Here is a 23,352-nt window from a genome sequence, read left to right on the forward strand (position 1 = left end):
TAATTATTCAAATCCCTTTCATAATTAATCAGATTTATACATGGGCATCCCTAAATCGTCGGATTTCGTAGAATTTATTAATCGAACTCAGGTTAAAAAGGATCGTACTTTTATTTCCGGAAATTGTATGCGTTCCGGATTGCTGTCGGTTTATTATGGTCCGGTTTATGTTTTCTTTCATTATAAAATCCTGCTTCAAAATTTAATTTATGGAAAAGAAATTACGCATCAGGTGTTGGATTACCCTGGATGGGGAGAAATTTTTCGGTCCGGGTAGACTGCAACTCCTTACCCTGATCCAGTCCGAAGGGTCTCTTTCCAAAGCCGCCCAGCAAATGGGCATGTCCTACAAAAAAGCCTGGGACATGGTCAATGACCTCAACAGCCGGGGAAGCCAGCCCTATGTGATCCTGAAAAAAGGGGGTGAAAAAGGCGGGGGCGCAGAAATTACCGACCATGCAAAAAACCTTATATACAGGTTTGCGGCAGTGGAGAAAAAGCTGGAAAAAATAGCCGATGATGAAGCAGCCATCATGGATATGTTATAATCCATTCCAATAAGTTTGATTATTTTTCAATCATGGGAAGCAGCATTATTTAATCCCAACCTTTTTGCAATTACAGAAATCCGATATATATTTAGATATATAACGAATTTCGGCTTTATTTCATGTTAAAATGAACAAACCTCAATTTGCTCTTGCATTGGTTACCTTAATTTATTATTTAATTCCAGCAACTACATTGTTTGCCCAAAACCAAGGTATTGCAAAAATTCGATTGAGTGGGCAGCTTTCAAATCCAGGTGAACTAATGTTGGAAGATTTAATCCAAATGGGTCCGGAAGAGCTAATGGTAAAAGACAAAAATGGAAATACGGTAACTTACAAGGGTGTAAATTTATCCAAAGTACTTGAAAAGGCAGGCGCACCGACCGGTGACAGAATAAGAGGGGAAAATCTGGCCAAATATATTTTAATCCATGCCAAGGATGGATATCAGGCAGTGTTTTCTATTACTGAAGTGGATTCTTCTTTTTCGGACAAAATGGTCCTTTTGGCATTTCAACAGGATGGGAATCCGCTTCCACCGGGAATCGGCCCATTTCGCCTGGTGGTTCTCCATGAGAAAAAACAGGCGAGATGGGTAAGGGAGGTAATGGAAATTGAAATAAAAATGGCGCATGAATAACTTTAACCAAAAACAGGAACATGCATTCTTGTAAAAAATTGTTGGTATTTTTTGTTGGAGCCCTGATGGTTTTTCAGTGTGCTATGGCGCAAACAGAAAAGCCGGTTTTGGTAGCGGCTGCCTCGGACCTTAAATTTGCGCTGGATTCCATCATTACCGTTTTCTCTGAAACAAACCAGGTGATGGTCCGTCCGATTTACGGATCTTCGGGTAAATTGTACGAACAAATATCCAACCAGGCACCCTTCCATATTTTCATGTCTGCAGATGTGACGTACCCCAAATTGCTGGAAGAAAAAGCTTTAACATCCTCAGCAATTTACCTTTATGGCCTGGGCAGGCTGGTAGTCTGGAGCAGAAAAATGGATACGGCCCCCTTGGGCATAACTGCTTTTCAGCAAGCCGGGGTAAAAAAAATAGCCATAGCCAATCCCGACCATGCCCCATATGGGCAGCGTGCAGTAGAAGCATTGACTTACTACAAAATGTATGATTCCCTTTCCAGCCGGTTGGTACTGGGAGAAAATATTTCCCAGGCGGCACAATTTGTTTCCACCGGAGCAGCAGATGCAGGCATTATTGCCCTATCTTTGGCACTTTCACCTACTATGAAACGCTACCAAACCTCTTATTTTCTAATTCCTGAAGAAAGCCATCAGCCACTGCTGCAAGGTGCCGTGATGACCAGGCATGGGGCCAATAGTAAGGGAGCGGCCTCTTTTATGGCCTTTTTGAAAACCCAAACGGCCAAAAATATTCTTAACTATTTTGGATTTAACCAACCTGAAGGTTAATGGATTTTAGCCCCTTTATATTGACTTTGCGGCTGGCTTTGTTCACTACCTTAATTTTGTTTTTTTTGGGTATTCCACTAGCCTATTGGCTGGCCTATAGCAAATACCGGATAAAATACGCAGTAGAAGCCATTGTGAGTTTGCCTTTGGTATTGCCACCCACTGTTTTGGGTTTTTACCTGCTGCTGGCTTTTAGTCCGGAGAATGCGCTGGGAGCTTTTTTGGATGAATATGTGGACCTTCGCCTGGTATTTACTTTTCCTGGCTTGGTGTTGGCATCTGTTATCTACAGTTTGCCTTTTATGGTTCAGCCTTTGCGATCTGGTTTTGCTTCTATTCCAAAAGCCTGGCTGGATACGGCCCAGACCCTGGGTAAAGGCAGGTGGGTCACGCTTACCCGGGTTTTGCTACCGAATATGAGGAGTGCCCTATTGACAGCAGCCGTCTTGTCCTTTGCGCATACAGTAGGAGAGTTTGGTGTGGTTTTGATGGTGGGAGGCAATATTCCTGAGGAAACAAGGGTAATTTCTGTTGCCATATACAATGAGGTAGAAGCCATGAATTATGGCCAGGCCAATAGGTACAGTCTTCTGCTGATTGGATTTTCTTTTTTGGTATTACTGATCACTTACTGGGTCAATCACGATAAAAACAGGGTTTTGGGCTATGATTGAGTTGGATCTGGAAAAATCGCTGTTTGGTCCGGATGGAAAAATGGGCTTAAAGGTGTCCTGTCAAATCAAGCAGGGGGAACTGGTAGGACTTTATGGTCCCTCCGGCGCAGGGAAATCAAGTATCTTGCGGATGATTTCCGGTTTGATGAGGCCTGATGCAGGGAAGCTGCAGGTTTTTGGTAGGGCCTGGTTTGATCAGAGTCAAAAGATAAACCTCAAGCCTCAAAGGAGAAATATTGGGATGGTATTCCAGGAATACGCTCTTTTTCCCAATATGTCGGTTGAGGAAAACCTGCTATTTGCCCTGGATAAAGGACAGGCCCCGGCCATTGTTTCGGAAATGTTGGAAAGAGTGGGCCTGGAAAAGCTGGCCCAAAAAAGGCCCATGGTTTTATCAGGTGGTCAAAAACAGCGGGTTGCTCTGGCCAGGGCAATGGTCAGGAGGCCAAATATCCTTTTATTGGATGAACCGCTTTCTGCTTTAGATATGGATATGCGGGCCAATCTGCAGCAATACATTGTTCAATTTCACAAGGATTTTGCACTTACTACCCTTCTTGTCAGTCATGATGCCTCAGAAATCAGGCGAATGGCGCAAAGAGTTTTGGTATTGGAGAACGGGAAATTCAGCTTTGATGGGGAGCCCGGGATTTTCTTCGGGAATTAAACCGGATGATTATTCTGGTTATTTTTGTAGAAAAAGGATTCCGAAACACTTCTGAATAATCAGGTGACACCATCTTTTCATTGATCCAATGAAATGCTTTTTGTATTTTCAATATTAAATTCAACAGTAGCCGCTTTTCCCGTGAAGCGGTATATAATAATGTTCTGCGACAAGGAATGTTACCTAATGGCGCCTGCAGATGAATTTTAAGAAGTTCAGTCCAAATATCAGGGTTAATACTATGCAAGAAGTACAATCTCTATTGGAAATCATGAAAGAAAGGGCAGATGGCTGGAAAAATACCGGCGATCGGAGACATGTCTTTTTAGGTTGTTACAGCATGATGAGCAGCAACATGTATGCAGCAATTACCGGTGAGCAATTCATCAATGCCGATTGGGTTTCTCGTTTGTTGCTTCGGTTTTCCGAATATTATTTTGAAGCATTGGGGCACTATGATAACAATCCTGACATTTCTCCGGCAGTCTGGAGACAGGTTCACGATGCCAGTTTGAATCCGGAAATCAACACCACCCAAAACTTGTTATTGGGGGTTAATGCCCACATCAATTATGATTTGCCCCTGGCTTTATATGACTGCCTGGTAGAAACCTGGCAAAAGTTGCCCGAAACAGACAAGGATTCCCTGAAAAAAGACCACGAATTGGTGAATGAAATTATTGCCAATACCATTGATGCCGTACAAGACAGCATCATCAATCCCTCGTCTTGGAGCATGGCGGCCATTGATGTATTGATGGGCAGGCTGGACGAATGGCTTTTGTCCAAACTGATCAGTTCATGGCGAAATGAGGTTTGGGAGGTAAACCTGGAGCTGCTTTCCTCTCCATCAGAGAAGCAAAGGGAAAGCATTCGTAAGGCACAGGAAACCCTGGTCCTTAGAAGAGGCAATCAGTTTATTACCTTTTTGTAAGATGGATGTTTTCCCGTCTTACCTTGATTTCTTGCGGTTGGCGAAGAAAGCCTGCTTTTTTCTCTGCTTTTCTTTGTTGAATTCCTTCTTTTCCTGCGCTGTCATGGGCGAATCAGTTTGTGGATAGGGATTGTCTCTTACCTCATCGATCTTTTGGCGGATCAATTTCTCAATATCCCTGACATACCCATTTTCTTCCGGCTCACATAGTGAAATGGCTGTTCCAGACTCTCCTGCCCTGCCTGATCTGCCGATCCGGTGCACATAGGTCTCAGGATCCTCCGGGATATCATAGTTGATCACGTATTGTAGCTTGTCAATGTCAATGCCTCTGGCAGCAATGTCTGTAGCCACCAGGACACGGATGGTTCCATCCTTAAATTGTCCGAGCACTTTTTGTCTGTGGTTTTGGGCCTTGTTGCCGTGAATGGCAGCAGCACTGATGTTTTCGGCTTTCAGGTTTTTGGTGATTTTATCAGCACCATGCTTTGTCCTGGAAAAAAGCAGTACCTGATCCATTTTCCTGTCCTTCAATATATGCAGCAACAAGTCCTTCTTGGTGGATTTGTTGGTATAATAGACGTTTTGTTGCAATGTCTCTGCCGCTGAAGAAACCGGGCTGACCTCGATTTTAACTGGATCTGTAAGAATTTTGGAAGATAATTCTACGATGCTGTCAGGCATGGTGGCAGAAAAGAACAAAGACTGCCTTCTGGTCGGAAGCAGTTTCAGCAGCTTTTTGATGTCATTGATAAATCCCATATCCAACATCCGGTCAGCCTCATCCAGTACAAATATTTTGATCTGGTCGAGTTTGATATATCCCTGATAGATCAGGTCCAGTAGTCTTCCCGGAGTGGCTACCAAAATATCTACCCCTCTGTTCAGTTCATTGACCTGTGAGCCCTGTTTTACCCCACCAAAGATAACGGCATGTTTCAACTTGGTATGTTTGGCATAAAAAGCGATGTTTTCATCAATTTGGATGGCCAGCTCACGGGTAGGGGTTACGATAAGGGACTTGATGCTTACCCTGCCTTTTTCCTTTGAGCCGGAGTTGTGCAGCAGTTGAATGATGGGTAAGGCAAAAGCAGCTGTTTTTCCTGTTCCAGTCTGCGCACTTCCGAGTATATCCCTTTGGTTCAAAACTACCGGAATGGCCTTTTGCTGAATAGCTGTAGGCTCTTTGTAGTTTTTCTCTTCCAGTGCTTTTAATAAAGGGGGAATTATTTTAAGATCTTCGAATGTCATTATATTCTTAGTTTTATTGTGTTAAGAATATTGCTCTGTTACCGATATCCTTAAAAGATGCAAAGGTAAGTAAAATAAGATTAACAGGAGCATTATTAGACTTTCATGTGAAAAGCTTATTGGAGAAAAATGAGAATTGAAGTATCTTACCATACCCTAACATACCCACCATGAAAAATTTGTCCTTATTGGCAGCCCTATTAATTTTTGCCGATAATTTCTTTCAGGATATTCCATATGAGAGAAGAAAAATGGCTGTAAATCAGGCTTTTGATGAAGTTGGTTCGATTCTTTCTGTTGGGGAACTGGATCCCTTGAACCAATTAAGGGGAAGCTTTTTGCTCGAGGGAACGCATAAAGACATTCGTATATTCTTTACCCTGAATCCTCAGAAGGAAGCCTTTATTCAACGAATGAATGTGAGGGTGGTGGAGAAATAAGGGGCTTTGTCTTTTCATCAAATTAACTAAATAAAGATGAAATCCTATACAAGGATACTTTTTGAAGATTAAATCAAGTTTATGCCTATTTCAGATGGGGTGATTTCTGCCAACCTTTTTGATAACTCATTTTCAAATGGCATGACCTCACTTCCAAATAAAATATCTCCAGGTATTATAAAAACATTAAGATTCAGAATAATCTTCATTTTTTAGAACTTTCAGTATAGTATGAAGGTTTTTACTGGACACGTTTTGGCGGTATGAATAAAGAAAAACTTTTACTCTGGACACTGGCTGCGGTCAATTTTACCCATATTGTGGATTTCATGATATTAATGCCATTGGGTCCACAACTGATGCGGATATTTGAAATTTCTCCGAAGGAGTTTGGCCTGTTGGTGTCCTCATATACCTTTAGTGCCGGGGTAAGTAGTTTTCTCGGAGCTTTTATTTTGGATAAGTATGATCGCCGGACCATACTGATGTGGGTATTCCTTGGGTTCTTGCTGGGCACCATTGCTTGTGCCCTTTCACCAAATTACCCGTTTCTATTAACCGCCCGCATCCTGTCAGGCTTATTTGGCGGGTTGACCTCAGCCTTGATTTTTGCCATTGTGGGAGATGCCATTCCGGATAAAAGAAGGGGCCGGGCCATGGGAATGGTGATGGCTGCTTTTTCGGTAGCCTCGGTAGTTGGAGTACCGTTTGGGCTTTATATCGCCAGTATCTCCAACTGGCATGCCCCCTTTGTTTTTCTGTCAATTTTGGCGGTGATCATTCTGGTATTGATTTATAAATTTGTGCCCTCCATTACCAGCCACCTCGTTACGGGGAATTTGAGGCCTAGTCCGCTTCAGGTGATCCGAAGGGTTACAGGCAATGCCAATCAAATGAGGGCGATATCCTTGACAGTGATGATGATGCTGGGTCAATTTATGATCATTCCTTTTTTAAGCCCATTTATGGTGTCCAATGTTGGCTTTACGGAGCTTCAGCTCACCTTTATTTATATGGCAGGCGGATTTTTTACCGTCTTTACCTCGCCATGGGTGGGAAGGATGACAGATAAACATGGCAAGATCAGGGTATTTACCATCTTTATGAGCCTTAATGTATTGCCCATAGCCATTATCACCCACCTGGGAGAAACACCAATTTATTATGCCTTGATCGTCTCTACCATCTTTTTTGTAACCTCCAATGGACGCATGGTGCCCGCTGCTGCTTTGATAACGGGTACGGCAAAACCTGAAAACAGGGGAAGCTTTCTCAGTTTCAATTCGGCAGTACAGCAATTGAGTGCAGGTCTGGCCTCCTTTGTTGGAGGAATGGTATTGGTGGAAGGTGGAGATGGGAAATTGTATAACTTTGAAATGATCGGCTATGCCGCCATAATCATTAGCTTATTGTGTATTCCCTTGATACGGGGAATCAAAGTTGTGGATACCGGGACCATCGTGGAGGACCTGGAAGAAGCTGTGCCTGCTGAATAAGGCTGGGTCACTTTGGGATATGGTCATTTTAAAACCGTATTTTTACCGGTTTACAAACAAAATCAATTTGGAAATATGAGGAATGAATTGATCCCCAAAGCCCCCGATACCTACCAGGCTATTCTTGAGGCGACCAAAGATAAAGGTTTTAAAATGCCTTCAGATAAGTTGACCGGAAGCCTTCTCAGGACCCTTGCCGCCTCAAAACCCGGTGGAACATTTTTGGAAATGGGAACCGGTTCCGGTTTGGCCTCCTCCTGGATACTGGAAGGAATGGATGGAAAAGCCACTCTTACCACCTTTGACCATGATGAAACCTTATTGGACATTGCCCGGGAATATCTGGGAAAAGACCGGCGCCTGAAAATTGTACAGATGGACGGGGGAAAATGGGTGAATTCCAATAAAGGCCAAAAGTTTGATTTCATTTTTGCGGACACCTGGCATGGGAAATATTTATTATTAGAAGAAACCCTGTCCATGCTTCAAAAGGGAGGAATTTACATCATTGATGATATGTTGCCTCAACCTAACTGGCCTGAAGGACATGCCAAAAAGGCGGAAGAGCTGGTAAAATACCTGGAGAATCGAACCGACCTATGGCTGAGTAAACTGCATTGGTCTTCAGGAATAATCATAGCGACAAAGAGATGAATTACCATGACAAAAAATTCAAGCCGGTATCCAACAGCGAAAACGGCGAAACTTCCCAAGAGACCCTGTTTCATTATCAACAGGAAGGGAATATACTGACATCCCTTTATCAGGGAGGAAAAATCAAAAAGGGCCATCTTATTGGTCTGGTGGACGAAAATGGTCACATTGACATGCGGTACCATCAGGTCAATGTGAAGGGAGAACTGATGACGGGTGTCTGCCGTTCCCGACCGGAAATTATGGAAAACGGGAAAATCAGGTTGCACGAAGAATGGCAGTGGACATCCGGTGACCACAGTCGGGGGACATCAATGCTTGAAGAGGTTTAGCTCCTACCCGATAGGTAAAAATTTCTAATCGATAGGTATTCATTGACCTTGAAGTTTGTTTTGGAGAAATAAAATTCTCTGGACCTGGCAGTACATTAGGATCAATTGTATTAAATTGAAGAAATTTAACTTTAAAGCAATGTTACACACCATTCTTGGATCCTCAGGCAATATCGGAATGCAATTGGCAAAAGACCTGAGTAAGTATACCGATAATATCCGGCTGGTCAGCAGAAACCCCAAGCCCATTCATGGGGAGGAATCCTTGTTAAAGGCTGATTTGTTAGTGGGGAGCCAGGTAGATGCGGCTGTGGAAGGATCGGATACGGTCTACCTGGTTGCCGGAATTACTTACAAAACCCGGTTGTGGCAGGAGCAATGGCCGCTTATCATGGAAAACACGATCCAAGCCTGCCAGAGGTATGGGGCTAAATTGGTCTTTTTCGATAATATGTATTGTTATGATCCAGGCCATGTAGGGCACCTTACGGAAGAAACTCCGGTCAACCCCCAAAGTAATAAGGGCAAAGTCCGGGCAGAAATTGCGCAGATGATTATGGATGAGGTGGAATCAGGTACACTAAAAGCCATGATTGTGCGAGCCGCTGATTTTTATGGTCCCGATGCTAAACTCAGTATGCTGAATGAGTCTGTAATCAACCGGATGAAGGCCGGTAAAACAGCCCAGTGGTTGTATAGCAAAGAGCGAAAACATTCGTTCACCTATATTCCTGATGCTGCTTTTGCCACTGCCTTTTTGGCCCAACAAGAGGAAGCCTGGAACCAGGTATGGCACCTGCCTACTTCAGACCGCTACCCCACTGCACAGGAATGTGTGGATATACTGGCCAAAGAACTGGGCGTCCCTCCGAAATTACAGGTATTGCCGGGTTTTATGGTAAGTATTTTGGCGGTATTTATTCCATTGCTCAAAGAGATCAAAGAGCTCAGGTACCAATTGGATCAGGACTATTGTTTTGATTCCGGCAAAATTGAAAAGGCTTACGGATTAAAGGCCACGGATTTGGAAAAGGGACTGAAAAGTTGCGTTTAAATTTAACTCTTAGTCGATGTCAAAAACATAACTTTTCATGGTTTTGATTTTGGGATCTTTAAATCCGTTAAAGGTATAGATATCGCAAAAGGAGTAATTTTTCCCATCCGGCGTGATCATGCTGCCCTCCACTACAGCTTCTTTCCCATGTGTAATCAGGTGGCGGATTTCCAGTTTCATGGGCTGAGGAGAGGCCATTTCCTGAAGGCTTTTAGCAAACTGACCCTTACCTTTGATGATTTTGTCCCCCACAATGGTCCATTCGATATCTTCTGAGACAGCATCCAGTATGAATGCCACCTCACTGTTGGCAAAAGCCAGGTTTAATTTTCTCAGAAATTCTTTTTGTTTCGTTTCCATAGGCTATGTTCTTTTTTCTATGATGGATCATTGTCTGTAAGTTTTCGGCACGGGTCATTGTGCTATGGCTTTTTCCAGTAACCTGATATCAAGTTTCTTCATGGGCATAAAGGCAGCCATCAATTTACCCGCCTTTTCGGGATCTCTCATGCCTGCTGACAACATGCTGGGTACAACCTGCCAGGATACGCCATATTGGTCGTAGAGCCATCCACACTGCACCTCATCACCTTCCCCTTGGGTCAGTTTATCCCAGTAATAATCAATTTCCTCCTGTGTATCGCAGGTAATGATAAAGGAGACAGCAGGTGTAATGTCAAATTGGTGTGCCAGTGAACTCTCCATCATCATGAAGGTATTGGTGCCCAGGTAAAATTGCGCATGCTTGACCTTTCCGGTTTCATCCGGATCCAGCTCCTCGTACCTGGCTATTCCTTCCAGGGAAGCAGGTTGGAATATTTCCAAATAAAAATTTATAGCAGTCTCTACCTTTCCGAATTTTTGCCCGACAAACATCAGTGAGGGGACAAATTTTTGTTTTACATCTGAAAGTTTTCCCAGAGAGATCTGCCAGGAAAGCCCATACCGATCATTCAGCCAGCCATATTTTTCGCTCCAGGGGTATTGGTCATAGGGCATCAGAACACTGCCCCCTTCGGCCAAAGCTTTCCATACCTTATCCGCTTCTTCCGGCGTTTCGCAAGTGACGAAAAAGGAAATTCCCGGACTGTGATGATACATGGGTCCCCCGTTCAGGGCCAGAAATTCCTGTCCGTGAAGGGTAAAATTGACCGACAAGGCAGTGCCTTCAGGTTTTTTGTGGTATTCAGCAGCCTCCTTTCCATATCTGGAGATCGAGGTTATGGTTGCCTCACCAAAAACTGCCGCGTAGAAATTTACAGCTGATTCAGCTTCCTGCTCAAACCATAAGCAAGGAACAATAGGGCTTTTTAGTTGGTGCATGTTAAGAATATTTAGGTTGATGGGTTTTCATTTTCTGGTTTCTTTTCAAAATCCAGCATCCAGACTTTTCCAAAGCTATCCCGCACCACAGCAAAAAGGGAACCCCAAAAAGATTCCTTTAAATCATCGATAATTGTTCCATTTTCACTGAGCCTTTCATAAACTTTCCGGATATCATCCTCTGTATCAAAACTGATAGCGAGAGAAACTTCACTTCCTGATTTGAAACCATCAGGGGGAGTCATGTCGGTTGCCATAAAGAGGAAATTGTCTCCGGTTAAGCTGGCGTGAACAATGTGCCCTTCTTTCCCTTTGGGGCATTGTGAAGCCATGGGAGATTCCCCGAAGGTCTGGAATTGAAGATCTCCCCCAAAACAGGCTTTGTAAAAGGTCATGGCCTCCCGGCAATTTCCATTGAATCCAAGGTAAGGGTTTATCGTTTTCATTATTTTGGGTTTTCGAGAGTTCCTGTTATTTTCGAATTGATTACTACAAACTTAATACAATTAAAAGAATGATCAACTGTGTTAATCCGACAAAGTAACGGGTTGAATGCGACAGGATTATACCGTATCTTTAGGGCATGAAATAGCGCATGATGAGAACGCAACACACTGGGATGCCCCGATAGCTATTGGGGAAACCATGCGACCCGCCTGCCGTTAGGCAGGGATTCCATATGGCCGCTTAAAACAATTGAAATCATATGAAAAATGTGCATATTCTTGTCCCGGAAACGGCAGTGCCTGCTGCGATCGTTGATCCCCAGTACATGTTTACAGCCATCAATGGTTTTTTGACAGGAGCGGGCCAGGCTCCCTGTTTCAGAGTGCACTTGGTGGGGGCCAAACCCGAGATAAATCTCAGTAATGGCTTATTGCTTATCAGGCCTGATCGGTTGATGCGGGAAATAGAAAAATCAGATCTGATCATTATTCCGGCCATCAGCGGAGATATCAACCAGGCCATAGAAAAAAACAAGGACATGATTCAATGGATCACCGGGCAATACCAACGCGGAGCAGAAGTGGCCAGCTTGTGCATAGGAGCTTTTATTCTGGCCGCTACCGGACTTCTTAAAGGCAAAACCTGCTCCACACACTGGATGCATGCGCCAACGTTTCGGTCGATGTTTCCGGATGTGAATTTGGTAGATGACCGGGTCATCAGCGAGCAAAACGGCCTGTACTCCAGTGGAGGGGCCAATGCATACTGGAGTCTCTTGCTCTATTTGGTGGAAAAATACACCAGCCGGGAGATGGCAGTTTTGGCCTCCAAATATTTTTTGCTGGACATAGAGAAAAGCAGCCAACTGCCTTTTAGTATTTTCAAGGGGCAAAAAACGCACGAGGATGAGGTGATTCTGGCTGCTCAGGAATACCTGGAGAAATATTATGATCAGAAAATCACGGTAGAAGCTGTGGCAGAAAGGTTTGGACTGGGCCGGAGGACCCTGGAGCGGCGATTCAAACAGGCCACCAGCAATACGATCCTGGAATACATGCAGCGCATCAAAATTGAAGCAGCCAAAAAACAACTGGAATCAGGCAGAAAGACGGTGAGTGAGATCATGTATGATGTTGGATACAATGACCCCAAAGCTTTCCGGGAAGTCTTCAAAAAATACACCGATATGTCTCCTTTGGATTACAAGGTGAAATTTTCGGGGTAAAAAGAGTTTAATTTTTTCAAAAGGCGGATTCGCAATAGTGTCTTTTTTCATTTTGTTGCTGGATCAATAAATCTGTGTCCTAAAATGAATTTTGCATAAAAAAATTTGTAATTCAAATATTATAATAATATTTTTATACAGCATTTATCAAGCACGTTGATTACAGCGTAGGAATAATTATCCTTCTTTTAGTTTGGTGTATTGGAGTATTTCCGGTTTAAAATCCATATTGCCATTATGGCATTTTGAGTTTCATTTCTATAATTGAAAGACAATTAAATTATTTTAATATGAATAAATACTGGTTTTTAGTTCCTTTGTTTTTAATAGTTAGTGGCAGTTATGTGAAGGCAGGTATTTGGAGGGTAAACAACCAATTTGAGACAGACAAAACCCAACGCATTTTTTCCCAGCTGGCACCGCTAAACGATGATGCCGACGTTTTGCCGGGAGATACCATCCACCTGGAGGGATCGCCCGTTAGGTATAATAATTTCACCTGCACCAAAAGGTTAATCATCATAGGTCCCGGATATTTTCTAACCGAAAATCCGGAAACCCAGGCCCGGGCAGAAGAAGCGACTATTCCCAGCATTAGATTTAATCCCGGTTCCGAGGGTTCTCTGGTAATGGGAGTGGTGTTTGATTATACCAGCAGCAGCGGGATTTTTGTTGCTACCAACAATATCACCATTCAGCGTTGTTACATGAGGGGTGGGGTGACCATCACTGATCAGACCGGTATCCGCGTGTTTCAGAATTATATGCTTGGTGACGTTGGTGGCTATACTTCAAGTACCGTTTTCAGTGATGTAGTGGTCCGCAACAATCTCTTTATTGGAGGAACGTTTAATACGCGAAGCGGTAGCTTCTCGATTTGTGAAAACAATATCTTTACCGGAAATAATATCACGATTAGTGCTGCCTCCTTCCGTAACAATATTATTACAAATGCAAACGCCACTGTCACGATTACCTCGGGTAGTTTGCAAAATAACCTGGCAGCAGGCGGTCAGCTAGGAAATGAGAATGGAAATATGGCGATAGATGCCAACAGCGTTTTTGTGGAGGCTGGCAGTACGGACGGGCAATATCAATTGGCACAAAATTCACCGGCCAGAGCAGCCGGATTTGATGGTGTGGATGCCGGTGCATTTGGTGGCGGTTCCGGCTATCGCTTGTCCGGATTACCGCCGATTCCTCTGGTATATGATCTACGGGTGGATGACAGTGGTAATCTGGAGACCGGTGTGGGTATTCAGATCAAGGTAAAATCCAACCCCTAAGGGCATGTCAAAACGCTATTTGGCTTTATTTTTTAGCTTTTTGTATGCCTTGCTCGCTGATGCGCAAGAAATACAGCGGATGGAATATTTTTTCAATGCCGACCCTGGATTTGGAGCTGCCATTCCACTTGATATTACACAGGCCGACCGGATTTCGACCGCATTTACCTTGTCAACCAATGAATTGGAATCCGGTATGCATCAACTGTTTATCCGGGTGAGGGACGAACAAGGTAACTGGTCGATGACCAGCTCCCGGATTTTTTTTATCGATCCCATCCCCGCGGCAAACCTACATCTGCAAAGTCTGGAATATTTTATAGATGCCGACCCCGGTTTTGGGAATGGGACCCCCATAAATGTAGAAAACCAATCCACTATAGCGCTTGATCTTACCGGAGACTTATCGGATAGGAATTTGGATTTTGGTTTTCATCAGCTTTACATCAGAGCCCTGGACAATCAGGGAAGGTGGTCGCATACCACCAAACGTATTTTTTATCTTCAGCCGGGTACACCAGGCCTGGCCAGGATTACCCGATTGGAATATTATTTGACTTCCGGGGAATACGTTTCCGGGCTCCGGCAATATTTGATCCCTGAACCTGCCACCACGGTGGATTTGGATTTTCAGGCCGACCTTTCATTCCTTCCGTCTGAAAACAACCAGTACCAGATGTCCATTTACGCTGTAAATGAAAGCGGTGCACGTAGTCTGGTGGAAACAAGGCCTGTGAATATTTGCGACGGAGAGCCGGCGAAAGCCGGATTTGAATTTGCCATCGGTGAAGGACGGATAGACCTCAGCAATACCTCAACTTCAGCAGACACCTTTCAGTGGATCATCGGAGAGGAAATTGTTGAGGAAAAAGACCACTTTTTTGAATTTGAGGGGCCCGGAAGGTACCCCGTCTCTCTGGTGGCAGCCAATATTTGCAATCAGGACACACTTAGCCAGGTGATTGAGGTACCGGGCTTGCTGGATGTTTTTCCCAATACCGGTAGCATCCAACAAAAAGAAGCCAACCTGACCATCACAGGCTTTGGATTGGATTCCCTGCCGCAGGTAATGCTGGAAGACGAAGGAGGAAACACTTATTTTCCGGTCTCAATGGTCAGGGCAGATACGATGCGGCTGCGGGCTGTATTTGATTTTTCACAGATGCCGTTGGGCGCCTACACCGTGCAGGTCGCCAACGAATCCTCCGGGGACACCCTCAGTTTGGGCACATCTTTTACTTTGCTTGAAGGCGGGACCATTCCCTACGACCAATGGGTGGAGTTTGAACTGGCTCCTGACAGCACTTTTCGGGAATCCGTCCTGATTCCTGAATCTGAAAAGTTGCTGGTCACTATGAAAAAAGCCGATCGTATTGGATACTCAGGTACCTGGCGGGGAGAATTGTCGCTTTATTTGGGCGAGGAGCTGGTCGGAAAAGCCCAGGGCAGTCCGGATTTTGACCTTGAATTAAAAAAGCCCTTATCAACACTCTATTCAATAGAGGTTCCCAATATCACCTCCAGGCCAATTACCGGCAAGGTAAAGGTATCTTTTGCACCAGACTGGCTTCCTCTAAACGAATGGGCCACAGGAGAAATTCTAAGGCCCTACGGGTATGACTGGAAATATGTGGATATTGATGCTAATGTGGATACCTTGTTTTTTGAGACGGAGGGCTACGGATTATGGAGCACCATCGAGGTGTTTCAGGAAAGTCTATCCGAACCCATTGAATCCTGGTCATTCAGCAATATGGGAGCCGGCTATGCCATCAAGGGGCATATTTTATCCCCGGATGCCGGTAGATATTATATACGGTACAAGGATTCGGCAGTGTTGCAAAAAACCGAAAATGGAAACCAGGTAAGGGATTACCTGATTTATGCGGGAGTAAGTAGTGCCAAAGGAATTGATGTGGAAAATCGTTCTATTGAAGCCTTATCTCAATACGAAATGGGCAGGGGAAAGAACACTATTGAACTGTCAGGCCGTGGTTTCAGCGAACAGGATTCAATTGTTTTGATGAACATGGTGGATTCAACCTACTATGGCATGCATACGGTCTTCCAATCAGGTAACCGACTGGTAGCCCATCAGGATTTTGGCCAATTGCCAGCTGGGGAATATTTGCTGGGCATTTACGGAGCACCTATCCAATTTCATGAGCAACCCCTAATAATAAAGCAGGAGGTAAAGCAGGAAGTTAAAGTGGAATTGATTGCCAGGGATCAGTTTAGAATCGGACGCTACCAAAAATTTGTAGTACGACTCACCAATCTCGGAAATGTGGATAAAAACTTTCTTTCCCTGTTTGTTTCAGGTATTCCGGCAGCAGCTAAAATCCGTTTTGATTCCGAAATCAGCACCATTGACGAGAGCATCTATCCACGGGACTCTTTATCTCAATTCGAAATTATTGAAGAGGAAATGGTCGTTCCCCTGTTTGTAAATAATTTACCTGCTGGGGAATCAATAGATATAGAAATGAGTATTTATCTTTCAAAAATGCAGGATTTCGAATTGCAGGTAGCCGTGGATGAGCTATTTGAAGAAAAGCTGGATGCATTGTCAAACGAGGGGTTGGGAGAATACATCCAAATGGTTTATGAACTGGACTCGTTATTTGAAGTGGTAAACGAATTGGAATCTCAAAGCCCCAATACCCGGAGAAATGACCTTATCGCTGATGCCATCAAATCAAGTTATGGATTAATATTCGAAAAAATTAATGAATTGGCCAATTCTCCAATTTCAAAAGAATGTTCACAGGAACTTGGTAAGTCTTTTGGCACCTTACTGGCGATGTATACCAAAGAAAATCGGGATAAAATTATAAACCAGGTCAAAGACGGGGTAATGGATTTCTTTTTTGGTGGATGGGGGGATTGTATTTCCAAATCTACAAGTACCCTAAAAAACAATATTTGGGATCCGATTTCCAGAAACAGAGGAACTGGAATTTGGAATACCACAAAGAAGGTGTTTTTTCAACATGATCTGTATTCCAACATCTTCCATTCGGGTCTTAATTGTGCCAATGCGGTATTAACCACTCCCATCACCCCTTCTGGGTTGGCATTAAAATTAACAGGTAAAGCCATTGGAAAAGTCAGTACCAATGCTTTGTACAGGATGACGGTACGGAGGAAACAATTAGATGACAGGATAAAAGGACGTTTATTTGAGATTTCCATAGCTAAAGATTTAATGGATGCCGGTGAAAAATTTCAAAATAACGTATTCAATTCAATTGGATCAGGGTTCGAATCAGGAATTGGCATTGGATATGGTTGCCAGCAAGAGCTAAGTAACGCGTTAAAATTTATTCAAGGGATCTCTTCCGTCACCCCCGAAGACAAATACGGGCCTACCGGTTTTGACCAGGAGACCGATGGTGACCTGGCCAATAGAAAACGTTTTATTCCGCAAGGACAGCTTTTTGAATACAAGATCGATTACTGGAACAAAGAGGATGCGACTGCACCGGCGGCGGAAGTATTTATCCGCGATACCCTGGAAACCAATTTTGATATCGGCACAGTGAACTTTACCGAGATTGGTTTTCTGGGCTGGAAAGTGCCGATCGAAGGTGGACAGTATTTTAATGTCACTGTGGATATGCGGCCGGAAAAGGAATTGCTGGTGAATGTAGAAGGAACGGTAAATCCGGAAACTCGGGAAATTTATTGGGTGCACCGCTCTCTGGATCCGGAAACCATGGAGCTACCCGAGGATCCCACAGCGGGCTACCTCCCACCTATAGACTCGACCGGATACAATATCGGCTGGGTGATGTTTACCGTGGAAGGGTTGGATAGCCTGGGCCACAACAGTACCTTCCAAAATCAGGCGCATGTGAATTTTGATGGAGTAGGTCCCTGGGGACCGGCACCTCCGTATGGTCCTTACACCAATACCATCGATCAGGTAGCTCCGGAAAGTAATGTAATGGCCTTGCCGGTACGGTCGGGTCCGGAATTTACCGTTCAGTGGATCGGTTCTGATGAGGGAGGCGGAATCGGTACCTATGATATCTTTGTACGGGAAGACGCAGGTGATTTCGAGCCCTGGTTGATAGCTACCTCGCTGCAAGAGGCCGCCTTCACCGGAGACATGGGTCATACCTACGCCTTCTATAGTGTCGCTACCGATCACACCGGCAATCATGAAATAAAAACCGATACGACTGAAGCAGTTACTTACGTTCCGGAATTGCCTGGAATGACCCGCCTGGTTTCACCATTGGAATATGTGGTATCTGCAGATAAATTTATCTGGATGACCGCTGATGAAGCAGACTCCTATACGTTGCAAATCGCTGCTGATTCCTTATTTGAGGATATATTGATCGAAGAAACCCTTAGCGATACCACCATGACAACCGGACAAGTAGAAGCGAAGAAACCCTATTACTGGAGGGTGATGGCGTCGAATGTTTCCGGGGATGGGGATTGGACTGAAACGGGTATTTTCGAAGTAGATATGGTTACCAGCCTGGAATCGACTGATAGCCGCAATCCGGAAAATTATTCCTTCGGCAACCTGTATCCTAACCCATCAGAGGGAGTTATTTTCTTTAAGTTTGCCATTCCTGAAAGGATAAAGGTTCGAATCGAACTTTTTGGCGTCTCTGGAAGGTCCGAACGGGTATTGATTGACCGAGAACTGGGTGCGGGTAGCTACCAGTTGAGATCAGATCTTCGGATGGAAGCATCTGGTATGTATGTCATACAGATGCAGGCAGGAACTTTTACTCAAGCCTATCGCTTGATTATCAGCAAATAATTTGACAAAAAAAGCCGAATCATTTCCTGTAAGATCCGGCTAAACATGTTTTAATTTTAGTAATTCCTTTTGTTTACGCCAGGAATGATATCAACGAAACGCTGTAGGTAGTTAATCTATCTGGCTAATTTGAAAGCTAGTAATGCAACCTTTAATACCTGTAAATCCCGGCCAGACCCGTGTCCGTCGGCATATATTCAGGGGGCATGACCACAACCTTGCCGCCCATTTGCATTACCAGCTCACCCATATCATCCAGGAGGTCATCGACTTTGGGGTTGTCCATGTCCTTTTTCTGGGTATTACCCGTAACTAAGTTGGTGATACGCGCGGCAATGATGCGATCTGCTTCTAGGAGTAAAGTTCCAATCCTTCCTTCTACGGCGGCAACTGCCAATTCCTTATAATCATCCGTTCCTTTTCATGAAGCCCTGGCTTGGCAAAATTTTCCGGCCATGCGTTCTAGATTATGAAAATAAGAAGACTCCATTATGGACCAGGCTATTTCAGCCAGCTTTTCTTTGCTTACAGCCGTAGGATTTACCTGGATACCATCTGGCAACAAAGCCTCATTTTTATTTATATTTCAATTTGAAATGTGTTATTGGCAATGCCGTCCATTTACCTGAATTGTTCTCCTAAGGGATATAAAATTAAAAAACTTGAATTGACATTGGGGGCTGTTAATTTGTTAAATGAAAGTATAGTATGGATATCCAACATCAGACAAAATCAACAAAAGGTTCCTTCTTTATCGAAAGTGAAGGTCAGATAAGTGCCGAAATGACCTATTCCAGAGCAGGGGACAAATTGCTCATTATTGACCATACCGAAATCTCGGCATCACTCAGAGGTAAGGGAGTTGGTGAGGCTTTGGTTTTTAGGGCAGTGGAATTTGCCAGGGCCAATCAATTAAAAATATTGCCTCTTTGCCCTTTTGCAAAATCGGTTTTTGAAAAGAACCCGGAAATCAGGGATGTGCTCTCAAAGTAGGACTTTTTAGTTTGGATGGATTAGGAATGGCTACAATAACAGTGGCTGGTGAAATTTTTTATTTTCATCAATATATTTCTTCCGCTAGTCTCAAATAAATACCTGATTTTTGCGGGGAAATACCCTTTGGGGTAGGGCTAATATTTTATAAGTAAAATATATAATAAAAATATAATTTTTTATAATATATTTAATTTATTTAGCATTAAATTTGATATGTATATAAAATATATAACTATCATAATTTAAAACTACTATGAAAAAGCCCTTTAGTGCGCAAATATTTACTGTAACGATAATGGTCATGCTTGGCCTATTTTCCGGAATTAACTTTGCCTTTGCACAATCCAATAACCCAGGGCCAAAAATCGGCATAAAAGGTGGCCTTAATCTGTCACAGCTTTACGTCGATCAACCTAATGTAGAAAATGAAAGTATGAAAATGGGGATTCATTTTGGTTTATTCAGTAAAATTCCCATCAACAACTATGTAGCTTTACAACCAGAGGTCTTATACACCAATACGGGTTCAAAAGTATCCTATGGCGGATCGGATTTTGAAAATGTATTTGGAATTGAAACGGGAGAAATCAGGTTTAACCTGAATTATGTACAGGTTCCCGTTGCTTTGGCGGTGAATCTGGGCCCTTTAAATGTTCATGCCGGCCCTTATTTGGCTTATTTACTTTCTGCCAATGTAAAAGATTGGAAATCTTCAGAAACAAGCCCAACCCAGGTTAGGGAATTGGATACAAAAGACTTTAACAAAATAGACTATGGTTTAGTAATTGGAGCCGGGTTTGATATCAAGGCAGTAAATGTAGGCGCCAGGTACAATTATGGCCTGAGGAATGTGGGTAAGGAAGGCCTCGCCGGAAACCTGACGGATAATTCTAAAAATGCTGTTGTTCAGGTTTATCTGGGCTTTGGCTTTTAAAGGTATATTAATGATCACCACAAGCCTTGCTTCCGGAAAGAAGTAGGGTTTTTTTTGCCCAATTTCTTTGGGAAACTACTATTCTTTGTTTCAGGAAATTGTTTTTAACCCAACCATCAAAAGGTAAAATCTTAGTCAATAGGTTTTTTGGGCAGGGTAAAATGAAACTGACTTCCTTCTCCGGGTTGTGAGGTTGCCCAAATTGACCCACCATATTGATTTACTATTTTCTTGCAGGTAGCCAATCCCAAACCTGTTCCCTCAAAGGACTTTTTGCTGTGTAATCTTTTAAAGGGATTGAACAATAATTTAAGGTGTTCCGCTGCAATACCGATACCATTGTCTTCTACCGTAAAATGATACAGTCTGGCATCCTGCCGGAATTTAATTTGTATTCGGGGAGCCTTATTTTCCGGAATAAATTTGAGCCCATTGTTTATTAAATTTAAAAACAAGCGGTAAATATCATTTGGATTGGCATGAATCAACACATCCTGATCAGGAAGCAGCACCGTGGCGTTCGTCTTTTCTATCCGCTTTTGCAAGTCATTGACCACATTTTTCAAGATCTCAGCAGCGTGGAAAGTTTCCACTTTTTTCTTCTCCATCCCCGCCCTGGAGTAGTTCAGGATATCTTCAATCATGCGCTGCATACGGATTGAACCATCCATGGCAAAATGAATGTATTGTTGTGCTTTTTCATCCAGCTGATGGGCATATTTCCGTTTTAGCAATGAAGTAAATGCGGAGACCATGCGAAGCGGCTCCTGCAGGTCATGTGCAGTGATGGAGGCAAACTGTTCCAGTTCCTGGTTGCTATTTTCTAACAGCTGATTCAGCGCTTTAAGATCCTGTTCTGCCTTTTTTGCTGCGGTAATGTCTATGATGATGGCCACAAATGCAGGTTGTCCTTCATAGCGCATTTTCTGCAAATGGACTTCGACAGGGTAACGGGTTCCGTTTTTTCGTTCATGGACAGTCACGAATACCAACTTTTCTCTTTCATCATTCAGTAATGGCGCAACGAAGGACCTAAACTGTGGTTCATCAAATTCAGGTTTGATTTGATAGGGAGTCAGGCCTTTTAATTCCTGCAGGCTATAGCCCATATTGAGCAAGGCCCCCCTGTTCGCATAACAAAAACTCAGGCTTTTGGTGTCAAAAATATATATTTCATTCAGGCTGTTCTCCATGATATTGGCCATCTGCGATTTGACCGATATGGATTGCAACTCCTCTGTACGGTCATTTAAGATGGCCAACAGGCAGTTTCTTCCCTCAAATACCAATTCATGAACCATGAGTTCGCCCTGTATCAGTTCACCATTCTTCTTTTTCTGGACGATATTTTCCAGTTTGACCTCCTTTCTTGTCCCTTTGAGTTGTTGAATGGAATCAAAAAAGAAACCTATTTCTTCTTCCTGCATCAGGAGGCCCATTTTGCTTCCCAGCATTTCTTTTTTTCGGTAGCCAAATTTGTCCAATGTGGAGCGGTTGACCTCCATAATTTCCATGGTGTCCATGTCCAACAAAATCTTGGGCAGTGGACTATGGTCGAAAAGCATCCGGTAGTTGGCCTCCGACTCCTTCAATTTGATCTCCGCCTTTTTTCTATCCGTAATGGTTTTGGCAAAAAAGGCTGCTCCTGTGATTATTCCATCCCGAAAGATGGGATGGCCACTCAATTCTATCCACACCAGTAAACCGGTTTCCATTTTTTCCGGCCTGCAATATTCCTCAGTGAAGGATTCCCCGGAAAGGGCCCGCTCAAAAAAGCCCTTGAATTTCTGGTGCATGTCTTCCGGAATTTTTCCAGGAAAAAGGGCAGAGATGCCAGGGCGAAGTTTCTCTCCTATTATGGCTTCTATTTTTCTTGAAAATGCATCATTAAAGGTTATAAACTGGTAATTGGTGTCAATACTCCAGATATCATCAGAAGTGGTGTTGATCAAGGCTTCATTGTTCAGCCGTTCCTGAGCTCGTTGTTGTTCCATTTCCTTTTGGAGCCGGTAACTTTGCTGAATGACCTTTTGCTTTTTTCTACTCTCCAGCAGAGAAATGACCTGTGTTGCCAATAGCTTTAGGGACCGTACTTGCCCCTGAGAAAGCTGGGATGGACTTTGATCCAGCACGCATAGCGCTCCCAACTGGAATCCGTTGGGAGAAATCAATGGAAAACCAGCAAAAAACCGGTACCGGGTTTTTTCCGGTACCCCCAGCTGCCGGGAGGCTTCCTGCCGGACTTGAATATCTGATATTACTATGGGTTTGCCCGCCTTGTTTCCTGCATGTAGACAAGGTGGCCTGGTCTCTTCAAAATCTTTTATACCGAACCCGAAAACTGATTTATAAAACAGCCCATTACTTCCCAAAAAAGAGAGAGAGGAAACAGCTGCTCCGCTTACCTGTGATGCCAATTCCGTAATGGTATCAAACTCGGGTTCTGGTGAGGTATCAAGAATGTCGTAGGATTGCAATACCGCAAACCGCTTTTCCTCTTTGAGCTTATCAAAAGCCACTTTTTTCATGCCAAAAAATACAGTGAAAATTCAATAATTATTATTAAATTAAATAAGGACCAAAAACCAAACCATAATCATTCAATTTAGGATAAAATTTTTGAAAACCGAATGATCAAGACAAAATTAAATTTTCAGGTTTGGTATATAAATGCTGCGGGAAGACCAAAGAAAATGATGAAACCTTAAGGCTGTAGATAAAAACCTGAGTAGGGTTGATGTGCTTCTAAAATAGGGATTAAACCGTTATTGAGAGCCCTTTTTGATAGTTTTAGGTTGAAGGAAAGGCCATGGAAATCCCGTCTAGTCAGGCATTCCCTCGGCTTTCCCCCTATCAAGCGCCCTTTTC

At 43.4% G+C, this 23,352-nt stretch carries 22 protein-coding genes; 16 read left to right on the plus strand and 6 right to left on the minus strand.

What is annotated here, in order from left to right:
* The first annotated feature begins 209 nt into the window (after positions 1 to 209).
* The 6 genes from G9Q97_RS08005 (at position 210) to G9Q97_RS08030 (ending at position 4,260) form a co-directional block, all read left to right on the plus strand.
* Positions 210 to 548, plus strand: coding sequence for a winged helix-turn-helix domain-containing protein (locus G9Q97_RS08005; protein WP_166145325.1), 339 nt, complete (start codon positions 210 to 212; stop codon positions 546 to 548).
* Between the two features lie 265 nt (positions 549 to 813).
* A complete protein-coding gene (locus G9Q97_RS08010) occupies positions 814 to 1,191 on the plus strand; it encodes a molybdopterin-dependent oxidoreductase (protein ID WP_166145328.1) in 378 nt (125 codons plus the stop codon).
* 20 nt (positions 1,192 to 1,211) lie between these two features.
* On the plus strand, positions 1,212 to 1,985 hold the full coding sequence (modA, locus tag G9Q97_RS08015; protein ID WP_166145331.1) for a molybdate ABC transporter substrate-binding protein: 774 nt from the start codon (positions 1,212 to 1,214) through the stop codon (positions 1,983 to 1,985).
* Entirely contained in the window at positions 1,985 to 2,659 is a 675-nt protein-coding gene (gene modB, locus G9Q97_RS08020) for a molybdate ABC transporter permease subunit (RefSeq protein WP_166145334.1), read from the plus strand. Before modA ends, modB begins: the two co-directional genes overlap by 1 nt.
* On the plus strand, positions 2,652 to 3,326 hold the full coding sequence (locus tag G9Q97_RS08025) for an ABC transporter ATP-binding protein (protein ID WP_166145337.1): 675 nt from the start codon (positions 2,652 to 2,654) through the stop codon (positions 3,324 to 3,326). Before modB ends, G9Q97_RS08025 begins: the two co-directional genes overlap by 8 nt.
* 241 nt (positions 3,327 to 3,567) lie before the next feature.
* Positions 3,568 to 4,260 (plus strand): DUF5995 family protein, encoded by a 693-nt coding sequence (locus G9Q97_RS08030; RefSeq protein ID WP_166145340.1) that lies wholly within the window; start codon positions 3,568 to 3,570, stop codon positions 4,258 to 4,260.
* Between the two features lie 18 nt (positions 4,261 to 4,278).
* Here G9Q97_RS08030 and G9Q97_RS08035 read toward each other — a convergent pair whose 3' ends face one another.
* Positions 4,279 to 5,511: a DEAD/DEAH box helicase gene (locus tag G9Q97_RS08035; RefSeq protein ID WP_166145343.1), complete on the minus strand. Its 1,233-nt coding sequence runs from the start codon at positions 5,509 to 5,511 to the stop codon at positions 4,279 to 4,281.
* Between the two features lie 170 nt (positions 5,512 to 5,681).
* On the opposite strand from G9Q97_RS08035, the gene G9Q97_RS08040 reads away from it, so the two are divergent.
* The 5 genes from G9Q97_RS08040 (at position 5,682) to G9Q97_RS08060 (ending at position 9,487) form a co-directional block, all read left to right on the plus strand.
* Entirely contained in the window at positions 5,682 to 5,951 is a 270-nt protein-coding gene (locus G9Q97_RS08040) for a hypothetical protein (protein ID WP_166145346.1), read from the plus strand.
* A gap of 263 nt (positions 5,952 to 6,214) precedes the next feature.
* Positions 6,215 to 7,447, plus strand: coding sequence for an MFS transporter (locus G9Q97_RS08045; protein ID WP_166145349.1), 1,233 nt, complete (start codon positions 6,215 to 6,217; stop codon positions 7,445 to 7,447).
* Between the two features lie 75 nt (positions 7,448 to 7,522).
* The gene (locus tag G9Q97_RS08050; RefSeq protein ID WP_166145352.1) at positions 7,523 to 8,101 is read left to right on the plus strand and encodes an O-methyltransferase; all 579 of its coding nucleotides are present in this window, start codon (positions 7,523 to 7,525) and stop codon (positions 8,099 to 8,101) included.
* Entirely contained in the window at positions 8,098 to 8,433 is a 336-nt protein-coding gene (locus tag G9Q97_RS08055; protein WP_166145355.1) for a n-acetylglutamate synthase, read from the plus strand. The genes G9Q97_RS08050 and G9Q97_RS08055 overlap by 4 nt, the downstream gene beginning before the upstream one ends.
* 139 nt (positions 8,434 to 8,572) lie before the next feature.
* Positions 8,573 to 9,487, plus strand: a complete 915-nt coding sequence (locus tag G9Q97_RS08060; RefSeq protein WP_166145358.1) for an NAD-dependent epimerase/dehydratase family protein — start codon at positions 8,573 to 8,575, stop codon at positions 9,485 to 9,487.
* A gap of 9 nt (positions 9,488 to 9,496) precedes the next feature.
* Here G9Q97_RS08060 and G9Q97_RS08065 read toward each other — a convergent pair whose 3' ends face one another.
* The 3 genes from G9Q97_RS08065 to G9Q97_RS08075 are packed head-to-tail and all read right to left on the minus strand — an operon-like array spanning position 9,497 to position 11,256.
* The gene (locus G9Q97_RS08065; protein ID WP_166145361.1) at positions 9,497 to 9,847 is read right to left on the minus strand and encodes a nuclear transport factor 2 family protein; all 351 of its coding nucleotides are present in this window, start codon (positions 9,845 to 9,847) and stop codon (positions 9,497 to 9,499) included.
* A 54-nt stretch (positions 9,848 to 9,901) separates the two neighbouring features.
* On the minus strand, positions 9,902 to 10,810 hold the full coding sequence (locus G9Q97_RS08070; RefSeq protein ID WP_166145364.1) for a VOC family protein: 909 nt from the start codon (positions 10,808 to 10,810) through the stop codon (positions 9,902 to 9,904).
* 11 nt (positions 10,811 to 10,821) lie between these two features.
* Positions 10,822 to 11,256, minus strand: a complete 435-nt coding sequence (locus G9Q97_RS08075; protein ID WP_166145367.1) for a VOC family protein — start codon at positions 11,254 to 11,256, stop codon at positions 10,822 to 10,824.
* A 260-nt stretch (positions 11,257 to 11,516) separates the two neighbouring features.
* Here G9Q97_RS08075 and G9Q97_RS08080 point away from each other — a divergent pair, with 260 nt between their 5' ends.
* The 3 genes from G9Q97_RS08080 (at position 11,517) to G9Q97_RS08090 (ending at position 18,554) form a co-directional block, all read left to right on the plus strand.
* Complete coding sequence (locus G9Q97_RS08080; RefSeq protein WP_166145370.1) at positions 11,517 to 12,482, plus strand: GlxA family transcriptional regulator; 966 nt, start codon at positions 11,517 to 11,519, stop codon at positions 12,480 to 12,482.
* Positions 12,483 to 12,772: 290 nt separating this feature from the next.
* Complete coding sequence (locus tag G9Q97_RS08085) at positions 12,773 to 13,768, plus strand: hypothetical protein (protein WP_166145373.1); 996 nt, start codon at positions 12,773 to 12,775, stop codon at positions 13,766 to 13,768.
* Between the two features lie 4 nt (positions 13,769 to 13,772).
* Positions 13,773 to 18,554 (plus strand): T9SS type A sorting domain-containing protein, encoded by a 4,782-nt coding sequence (locus G9Q97_RS08090; protein WP_166145376.1) that lies wholly within the window; start codon positions 13,773 to 13,775, stop codon positions 18,552 to 18,554.
* A gap of 151 nt (positions 18,555 to 18,705) precedes the next feature.
* Here G9Q97_RS08090 and G9Q97_RS25205 read toward each other — a convergent pair whose 3' ends face one another.
* The gene (locus G9Q97_RS25205; RefSeq protein WP_262889469.1) at positions 18,706 to 18,840 is read right to left on the minus strand and encodes a hypothetical protein; all 135 of its coding nucleotides are present in this window, start codon (positions 18,838 to 18,840) and stop codon (positions 18,706 to 18,708) included.
* Positions 18,841 to 19,262: 422 nt separating this feature from the next.
* On the opposite strand from G9Q97_RS25205, the gene G9Q97_RS08095 reads away from it, so the two are divergent.
* Both G9Q97_RS08095 and G9Q97_RS08100 read left to right on the plus strand, forming a co-directional pair.
* Positions 19,263 to 19,547, plus strand: coding sequence for a GNAT family N-acetyltransferase (locus G9Q97_RS08095; RefSeq protein WP_166145379.1), 285 nt, complete (start codon positions 19,263 to 19,265; stop codon positions 19,545 to 19,547).
* A gap of 256 nt (positions 19,548 to 19,803) precedes the next feature.
* Positions 19,804 to 20,484 (plus strand): porin family protein, encoded by a 681-nt coding sequence (locus G9Q97_RS08100; protein WP_166145382.1) that lies wholly within the window; start codon positions 19,804 to 19,806, stop codon positions 20,482 to 20,484.
* 131 nt (positions 20,485 to 20,615) lie between these two features.
* Here G9Q97_RS08100 and G9Q97_RS08105 read toward each other — a convergent pair whose 3' ends face one another.
* Complete coding sequence (locus tag G9Q97_RS08105; RefSeq protein WP_166145385.1) at positions 20,616 to 23,012, minus strand: PAS domain S-box protein; 2,397 nt, start codon at positions 23,010 to 23,012, stop codon at positions 20,616 to 20,618.
* Between the last annotated feature and the right edge of the window lie 340 nt (positions 23,013 to 23,352).

The sequence above is a fragment of the Cyclobacterium plantarum genome (assembly GCF_011290685.1).
In the GTDB taxonomy this organism is placed as follows: Bacteria; Bacteroidota; Bacteroidia; order Cytophagales; family Cyclobacteriaceae; genus Cyclobacterium; species Cyclobacterium plantarum.